The 8089-nt window shown below is 72.5% G+C and carries 6 protein-coding genes and 1 pseudogene; 4 read left to right on the top strand and 3 right to left on the bottom strand.

From position 1 onward, the window contains the following. The first annotated feature begins 113 nt into the window (after nucleotides 1-113). Nucleotides 114-1217: an NUDIX domain-containing protein gene (locus ACFXAZ_RS36300; protein ID WP_384600280.1), complete on the top strand. Its 1104-nt coding sequence runs from the start codon at nucleotides 114-116 to the stop codon at nucleotides 1215-1217. A gap of 260 nt (nucleotides 1218-1477) precedes the next feature. Here ACFXAZ_RS36300 and ACFXAZ_RS36305 read toward each other — a convergent pair whose 3' ends face one another. Then, nucleotides 1478-2833 (bottom strand): dipeptidase, encoded by a 1356-nt coding sequence (locus ACFXAZ_RS36305; protein WP_384600282.1) that lies wholly within the window; start codon nucleotides 2831-2833, stop codon nucleotides 1478-1480. A gap of 262 nt (nucleotides 2834-3095) precedes the next feature. Between ACFXAZ_RS36305 and ACFXAZ_RS36310 the strand changes: the two genes are divergently transcribed. Beyond that, nucleotides 3096-4379 carry a geranylgeranyl reductase family protein gene (locus ACFXAZ_RS36310; protein ID WP_384600284.1) on the top strand — a complete coding sequence of 428 codons (1284 nt, stop codon included), beginning with the start codon at nucleotides 3096-3098 and terminating at the stop codon, nucleotides 4377-4379. A gap of 447 nt (nucleotides 4380-4826) precedes the next feature. Here ACFXAZ_RS36310 and ACFXAZ_RS36315 read toward each other — a convergent pair whose 3' ends face one another. Beyond that, nucleotides 4827-5276 carry a nitroreductase family deazaflavin-dependent oxidoreductase gene (locus tag ACFXAZ_RS36315; RefSeq protein ID WP_384600287.1) on the bottom strand — a complete coding sequence of 150 codons (450 nt, stop codon included), beginning with the start codon at nucleotides 5274-5276 and terminating at the stop codon, nucleotides 4827-4829. A gap of 198 nt (nucleotides 5277-5474) precedes the next feature. On the opposite strand from ACFXAZ_RS36315, the pseudogene ACFXAZ_RS36320 reads away from it, so the two are divergent. Continuing rightward, nucleotides 5475-6692, top strand: a pseudogene (locus tag ACFXAZ_RS36320) (sensor histidine kinase); the annotation flags it as partial. Nucleotides 6693-6997: 305 nt separating this feature from the next. Beyond that, the gene (locus ACFXAZ_RS36325) at nucleotides 6998-7663 is read left to right on the top strand and encodes a response regulator (RefSeq protein ID WP_384600290.1); all 666 of its coding nucleotides are present in this window, start codon (nucleotides 6998-7000) and stop codon (nucleotides 7661-7663) included. On the opposite strand, the gene ACFXAZ_RS36330 is transcribed toward ACFXAZ_RS36325, so the two are convergent. Beyond that, entirely contained in the window at nucleotides 7624-7908 is a 285-nt protein-coding gene (locus ACFXAZ_RS36330; RefSeq protein ID WP_384600294.1) for a DUF6332 family protein, read from the bottom strand. The two genes, ACFXAZ_RS36325 and ACFXAZ_RS36330, sit on opposite strands and share 40 nt — an antisense overlap. Nucleotides 7909-8089: the final 181 nt, after the last annotated feature.

The raw sequence follows: 8089 nt of genomic DNA on the forward strand, positions 1-8089 counted from the left end.
CCGTACCGCGGGGGACCGGCGCCACGGCGCTGCCACCCGCCCTCAACTGGGGCTGGTTTCCGTGGCAGGGTGGAGCGGGCAAGCCACAGGGGGCCAACAGAAGAGGGGGAAACGTGACCGTCGTCTGGATCAACGGCGCGTTCGGTGCGGGGAAGACCACCACCGCACGGGAACTGATCGAGCTGATCCCGAGCAGCACGCTCTTCGACCCCGAGGTCATCGGCGCCGCGCTCACGCAGCTGCTGCCCGCCAAACGCCTCGCCGAGGTCGGCGACTTCCAGGATCTGCCGATCTGGCGCCGCCTGGTGATCGACACCGCCGCCGCGATGCTCGCCGAGATCGGCGGAACGCTCGTGGTGCCCATGACGCTGCTGCGCCAGGACTACCGTGACGAGATCTTCGGCGGCCTCGCCGCTCGCCGGATCGGTGTCCGGCATCTGGTACTGACCCCGGCCGAAACGATCCTGCGCGAGCGGATCGCCCAGCGGGAGGTCCCGCCCGACCTTCCGGACGGCGAGATACGCATCCGACAATGGTCGTTCGAGCAGATCGAACCGTTCAAGACCGCTCTCGCCGCCTGGCTCGCCGCCGACGCGCATCTGATCGACAACGGATCGCTCACCCCCTGCGAGACCGCCCTGCGCATCGCCGACGCCGTCGGCTCCGGGGCCGCGCCGCCCTGCGACATCGTGCAGACCCCGGAGCCCACCGCCGAGACCGTCGCCTCCGGCGTCCTGCTCTTCGACGAACACGATCGTGTACTGCTGGTCGACCCCACCTACAAGCCCGGCTGGGAGTTCCCCGGCGGGGTCGTCGAGCCCGGCGAGGCCCCGGCCCGTGCCGGAATGCGCGAGGTCGCCGAGGAGACCGGCGTCCTCCTCGACGACGTACCCCATCTGCTCGTGGTCGACTGGGAACCGCCCGTGCCCCCCGGCTACGGCGGCCTGCGGCTGCTCTTCGACGGCGGCCGGCTCGACTCCGCCAAGGCCGCCCGCCTCCTGCTGCCCGGCCCCGAACTCCGGGGCTGTCGCTTCGTCACGCAGACCGAAGCGGCCCGCCTGCTGCCCCCGGTGCGCTACGAGCGGCTGAGGTGGGCCCTGAAGGCACGGGAGCGGGGTTCCGCGCTCTATCTGGAGGCGGGGGTGCCGGTGGGGGCTGACGCCCAGGATGCCCACGGCGCCCAAGACGCTCAGGACGTCGACGGGGGCGCGGGCTGAGAGACGCCGGTCGGCGGGTTCCGGGGCGCTCCTGGATCGGTGGGTGCGGTCGGGGCATGGTGGGCAAGGAGGGTGCGGGCGGGGCGCGGTAAGGCGCCCCGTGCCGCACGGGAGGCACGAGCCGCCCACGTCGTACCGGCGGGCGTACCGGCGTACGAGAGGCGAGGATCGCCCCGGACCGTACGGACGTCAGGGCGCACGGGACAGTAGAACGAGAACCGCCCGGACCGTACGGGTGCCCCGCCCCGCCCGCAGGTCCCTCAGCCCGCCGCGTAGTTCCGCAGGAACAGGGCCTCCGCCACCGACAGGCGTTCCAACTCGTCCGGGGACACGCTCTCGTTGGCGGCGTGGATCTGGGCCTCCGGCTCGCTCAGGCCGATGAGGAGGATCTCGGCGCGGGGGTAGAGCGCCGCGAGGGTGTTGCACAGGGGGATCGAGCCGCCCTGGCCCGCGTACTGCATCTCCTGGCCGGGGTAGGCGACGGCCATCGCGTCGGCCATGGCCTGGTACGCCGGGCTGGTCGGGTCGGCGCGGAACGGCTGGCCCTGGCCGACCTGCTCCATGGTCACCCCGGCGCCCCACGGGGTGTGCGCCTCCAGATGGGCCTGGAGCAGCTTGGCCGCCTCGGCCGCGTCCACGCCCGGCGGCACGCGCAGGCTCACCAGTGCCCGCGCGCTCGCCTGGACCGACGGCGTGGCGCCGACGACCGGCGGGCAGTCGATGCCCAGGACGGTGACCGCGGGGCGCGCCCAGATACGGTCGGCGACCGTGCCCGATCCGATCAGTTCCACGCCGTCCAGCACCTTGGCGTCCTTGCGGAACTGCTCCTCGTCGTACTGGAGCCCCTCCCAGGACGAGCCGCCGGTCAGGCCGTCGACGGTGGTGGAACCGTCCTCCGCGCGGAGCGAGTCCAGAATCCGGACCAACGCGGCCAGGGCGTCCGGGGCGGCGCCGCCGAACTGACCGGAGTGCAGATTGCCTTCGAGCGTGTCCACCGACAGGCGGAGCATGGTCATGCCGCGCAGGGTGGTCGTGACCGTCGGCAGACCGACCCGGAAGTTGCCCGCGTCGCCGATGACGATCGTGTCGGCGGTGAGCAGTTCGGGGTGGGCCTCGGCGTAGCGCTCCAGGCCGCCCGTGCCCATCTCCTCCGAGCCCTCGGCGATCACCTTGATGTGCACCGGGACGCCGCCGTTCGCCTTCAGCGCGCGCAGTGCCAGCAGGTGCAGGATCACGCCGCCCTTGCAGTCGGCGGCGCCACGCCCGTACCAGCGGCCCTCGCGCTCGGTCAGCTCGAACGGCGGGGTGGTCCAGGCGGCCTCGTCGAGCGGCGGCTGGACGTCGTAGTGCGCGTAGAGCAGCACGGTCCGCGCGCCCTTCGGGCCGGGCAGAAACCCGTACACCGACTGTGTGCCGTCGGGGGTGTCGAGGAGGGCGACGTCCTGGAAGCCCTCGGCGCTCAGCGCGTCGGCGACCCAGCGGGCCGCGCCCTCGCTCTCGCTCCTCGGGAACTGGTCGAAGTCCGCCACCGACCTGAAGGCGACCAGCTCGGTCAGCTCCGCCTTCGCCCTGGGCATCAGTGAGGCGACGGTCTCGGCGACCGGATTCGACGACATGGGCACGCTCCTCGTAGGTGCGACGTTGTACTCAGTGAACGGGTCTGCGCGGTCGGCGGACGCCGCGGGGTATTGTCTGCTGCTTCTTGCTCGCTCGCGCACGGACAGGCAACGCTTCGGGACAACCGACGACCGCGCGAGTGCAGGCGCGCCCTTGTGCGGGGCGCATTCGGTGCCGATCCTCCCACAGTGGCCTGCGGCGACACGGCCGTAGGATGCGGGGGACAGTCGGCAGGCGGCGGATCGGGAGCAGTAGACCATCGTGAGCAGCGATAACTCTTCGGCGGACGACGTGCGGCAGGTGTGGGACGTCGTCGTGGTGGGCGCGGGGCCCGCTGGGGCCTCCGCGGCATACGCGGCGGCGGTCGCCGGGCGGCGCGTGCTGGTGCTGGAGAAAGCGGAGCTGCCGCGGTACAAGACCTGCGGCGGAGGCATCATCGGCCCTTCAAGGGACTCCCTTCCACCGGGCTTCGAACTGCCATTCCGTGACCGCGTGCACGCGGTCACCTTCTCCCACAACGGGCGCTATACGCGCACGCGTCGCTCCAAGCAGATGCTGTTCGGTCTGATTAATCGACCGGAATTCGATCAGCAATTGGTCGAGCATGCGCAGAAGGCGGGCGCGGAGCTGCGTACGGGCGCCACGGTCACGCGGGTCGAGCAGCACGGCTCGGCCGTCCCCGACCGGCGTACGGTCGCCGTCGTCCTCCAGGGCGGCGAGACGCTCCTCGCGCGGGCCGTGGTCGGCGCGGACGGCAGTGCCAGCCGGATAGGGGCACACGTCGGCGTCAAGCTCGACCAGGTGGATCTCGGCCTGGAGTCCGAGATCCCGGTCCCGGAGACCGTGGCGGAGGACTGGAAGGGGCGGGTCCTGATCGACTGGGGGCCGATGCCGGGCAGTTACGGCTGGGTCTTCCCCAAGGGCGACACGCTCACGGTCGGGGTGATCTCCGCGCGGGGCGAAGGCGCCGCCACCAAGCGGTACTTGGAGGACTTCGTCGGACGGCTCGGCCTCGCCGGGTTCGAACCGAGCATCTCCTCCGGCCATCTGACCCGTTGCCGCGCCGACGACTCGCCGCTGTCACGCGGGCGCGTGCTGGTGTGCGGGGACGCGGCGGGGCTGCTGGAGCCGTGGACGCGCGAGGGCATCTCGTTCGCCCTGCGGTCCGGGCGGCTCGCGGGGGAGTGGGCGGTCCGTATCGCGGAGGCGCACGACGCCGTGGACACCCGCCGCCAGGCCCTCAACTACGCCTTCGCCATCAAGGCCGGGCTGGGCGTCGAGATGGCCGTCGGCAAGCGGATGCTGCGCATCTTCGAGCGCCGGCCGGGGCTGTTCCACGCGGCGCTGACGGGGGTCCGTCCGGCGTGGAAGGCGTTCATGGACATCACGCGCGGCGCGACCTCACTGGGCGAACTGGTCCGCAGCCGTCCGTTCGCCCAGCGGGCGCTGGCCATGCTCGACCGCCGGGCGGCGGAGGCGGACCCGACGCCCGACCCGGTGCCGGAGCCCGATCCGGAAGGGGCGGAGGAGCAGTCGGGCACCTGAGAAGCGGCGGTTGGGGGGTGCGGGGGTCGGCGCGCGATACCGGGCGCGTCGACTCGCGCGGGGAGGGGTGTGCCGTGAGAGTCCGGGCACTCCGTTCGGGGGACTCATCTACGGCCTCTACGGCCTCCACGGCCTGCGGCCGGACACGGTGTCAGTAGCGGTGCCGGGGGCTTGGCGGGCGTGGCGCGCACAGGGGGCGGTGGATGTGCCGGATGCGGCGAGTATGAGGGGGGTCGGCTGAGAATCGGGCTACGGCAGCCCGCCAGGCATCCGCCTCGGCATCCGCCGAGGTGCCCACTGCCGCGTCGCCCATGGCGCCGAACGCGGGCCCGGACACGACGTCTCGGCTACGACGGCGGTGCGACGCCGGTCAGGAACAGCGATAGCAACGGCAACAGCCATAGCAACAGCGACAGCAATCCCCAGCCCCCTTCGCCACCCCGCGGATCACTTGGTGAACGTGATCCGGAAGACCGGATGATCAGGAGCGATCCGCCGTAGTTCCGCGTTGGAGGAGCCGGGGCCGACGCCCTTGAAGAACACGCCCACCTCTGACTTCCAGCGTCGGAGGTAGGCCCGCAGCAGCGGTGGTTTGTCGTCGTCGGCGACCTCGGTCGCGGTGAACACATCCGTGTTCTTGCCGAGCCGCAGTTCACCGCCGCCCGCCGCGCGCATGTTGTGCGTCCACTGGACATGCCCGCGCGGTGCGACCAGGTAGTACTTCCCGTGGACCGTCAGCAGGTTCACCGGGGTGGTCCGCCACTGGCCACTCTTGCGGCCCCGGACGGCCAGCACGCGCGAGCCCCAGACGCTCACCCCACGGGCGGTCAGCCAGGCGACGGAACGGTTGACGACATTGACCGTGAACCAGCCGGCCTTCTGCACGTGCGGGGACATCAGGACTCCTCACGGGTGTTCGTTCGCTCAAGAGCAGTCTGCACGAGTGAGCTGAGGTAGGCGGCACGAGCGAGGGCCGCGCGTCGGGAGCCGCGGGTCAAGGGCCCGCGAGCGGGGGCGCGTACTTCCGTGGGAGTACATGTGATCACCCCGTCCGGCTGACGGCACCGGTGGACGGTGGCGTCTAGCGTGGCGGGCATGGACAGGCAGTACGGGCGCCGGGCGGTGCCGCCGACGTGGTGGCGGCACGGGCCGCCCTGGTGGAACCGCTGGGACGAGACGGCGGACGCCCGGCGCTGGCCGTGGCGCTCCACCCTCGCCGTGACGGTCGTCGTGCTCGTGGGGTCGAATCTCGCCGCCCACGCGCAAGAGGGCCAGCGTGCCGCGCTGGACCCCTTCGCCCGCGCTCTGCTGCTCGTCGGCTGTGTCCTGCTGCTGTTCCGCAAGCGCCACCCGGTGCTGGTCGCCTTCGGCACGGCACTGGCGGCGACGGTCTATCTGGGTGCCGGATACCCGTACGGGCCGGTTTTCCTCATCGTGGCGCTGGGGTTCTTCAGCGCGTTGGTCGCCGGGCGCCGCCGGGCCGCGTGGGCGGCGCTGCTGCTGCTCTGGGGCGGGCGTGTGCTGGTCGCGCACTGGCTGTACCGCTGGCTGCCACCGTCCGGCGACACGCCCGCGCCCTGGGCGCAGGAACTGGTGATCGCGGCCTGGGTCGCGGCGATCGTGGCGCTGGCCGAGCTGACGCGGGTACGACGCGAGCAGTGGGTGCGGGAACGGGCCGAGCGTGCCCAGGCAGCGAAGCGCCGCGCCGACCAGGAGCGGCTGCGGATCGCCCAGGAACTCCACGACGTGCTCGCGCACAGCATCTCCGTGATCAATGTCCAGGCCGGGGTCGGTCTCGCCCTGCTGGATTCCGACCCCGAGCAGGCGCGCACCGCGCTCACCACCATCAAGTCGGCCAGCAAGGAGGCGCTCGGCGAGGTCCGCCAGGTGCTCGACACCCTCCGCACCCCCGGCGACGCGCCCCGCGCGCCCGCCCCCGGCCTCGACCGCCTCCCCGAGCTGGTGGAGCAGGCGGCCTTCGCCGGTCTCACGGTCGCCGTCGAGGGACGCCCGCCCCGGCTGCCGCCCGGCACCGATCTCGCCGCGTTCAGGATCGTCCAGGAAGCGCTCACCAATGTCGTACGGCATTCGGGTTCGCGGCACGCGCGCGTGCGCCTCGAACAGGGTGGTGGTGCGCTACGGCTGCGGATCGACGACGACGGGCCCGCGACCGGCGCCGACGCGGGCGGCAGCGGCAACGGGCTGGCCGGGATGCGGGAGCGGGCCGCCGCGCTCGGTGGCACCATCGAGGCGGGCTCGCGACCCGACGGCGGGTTCCGGGTGCTCGCGGTGCTGCCGCTCACGACCGACGCGCTCACGAGGACCGACGACCCCGCGAAGACCTATGACCCCATGAGGACCGACGACCCCGCAGAGTCCGACGCGCCCACGCGGACCGACGACCCCGCAGGGACCGAGGCGCCCACGCGGACCGACGACCCCGCAGGGACCGAGGCGCCCACGCGGACCGACGACCCCGCAGGGACCGAGGCGCCCACGCGGACCGGCGCCCCGGCAGAGACCGAGGCGCCCACCAGGACCGGCGCCCCCGCGAGGACCCATGACCCCGCGAAGACCAATGACCCCACTCGCACCGACGAGCCCACGAAGGAGGACCGGTGATCCGCGTACTGCTCGCTGATGACCAGTCGCTGGTGCGGGCCGGGTTCCGCGCGCTACTGGACGCCCAGCCGGACATCGAGGTGGCAGCGGAGGCGGCCGACGGCGAGCAGGCCGTGCGCGAGGTGGACGAACTGCGGCCGGACGTCGTGCTGATGGACATCCGGATGCCGGTCCTCGACGGGCTGGCCGCGACCCGGCGGATCACCGGGGACACGGGACTGGGGGACGTGAAGGTGATCATGCTGACCACGTTCGAACTCGACGAGTATGTCTTCGAGGCGATCCGCGCGGGGGCGTCGGGCTTCCTGGTCAAGGACACCGAACCGGAGGAACTGGTGCGCGCGGTACGGGCGGTGGTCGCGGGCGACGCGCTGCTGTCGCCCGGCGTGACCCGTCGGCTGATCGCCGAGTTCGCCGCCCGCTCCAAGGAACCCGCCGCGGCCGGCACCCTCGCCGGCCTCACCGAGCGGGAGCGCGAGGTGATGGCGCTGGTCGGCATCGGGCTGTCCAACGACGAGATCGCCCGCCGACTGGTGGTCAGCCCGCTCACCGCGAAGACCCATGTCAGTCGGACGATGGTGAAGCTCGGCGTGCGCGACCGGGCCCAACTGGTGGTGCTGGCCTATGAGTCGGGGCTGGTCCGGCCCGGCTGGCTGGGCTGACCGGACTTCCCGAGCGGCATCAGCACGCTCACCACCCGCACGAGGAACAGCACCGGCGCGAGCACGAACCCCGCGTTGAGCAGTACCCGCTCCAGCGGGCCGGGCAGGGCGAACAGCAGCGCCGGACCGGCCACCGCCCCGAACAGCAGCGCCGCCGCGAACAACGCGCTGACGAGCGCGTATCCGATCTCGACGGTGATCGCGTCCCGCTCGTCCTGCGAGCGGCGTCCCCCATACGTACTCATGCCCCGAGCGTACTCATGCCCCGAGTCCCCCGTGTGTGCTCAGGCGCCGACGGGTTCCCCGCGTGCGCCCATGCCCCGGTCCCCGGTCCCCCTGCGCGTTCATGCCCGGAGTGCCGTACGCGGGTGCCCCGGGGGGGGAGCACGCCCGCCGACGGCACCCCAGCGGGAAAGGCCCCCCGTG

This window comes from Streptomyces sp. NPDC059477 (assembly GCF_042749375.1).
GTDB lineage: Bacteria > Actinomycetota > Actinomycetes > Streptomycetales > Streptomycetaceae > Streptomyces.

What these genes read in the sequence shown, in the direction of transcription:
- ACFXAZ_RS36305 (WP_384600282.1), bottom strand. Translation starts at nt 2,833, where the DNA reads ATGTCGTCGAATCCGGTCGCCGAGACCGTCGCCTCACTGATGCCCAGG.
- ACFXAZ_RS36315 (WP_384600287.1), bottom strand. Translation starts at nt 5,276, where the DNA reads ATGTCCCCGCACGTGCAGAAGGCCGGCTGGTTCACGGTCAATGTCGTC.
- ACFXAZ_RS36330 (WP_384600294.1), bottom strand. Translation starts at nt 7,908, where the DNA reads ATGAGTACGTATGGGGGACGCCGCTCGCAGGACGAGCGGGACGCGATC.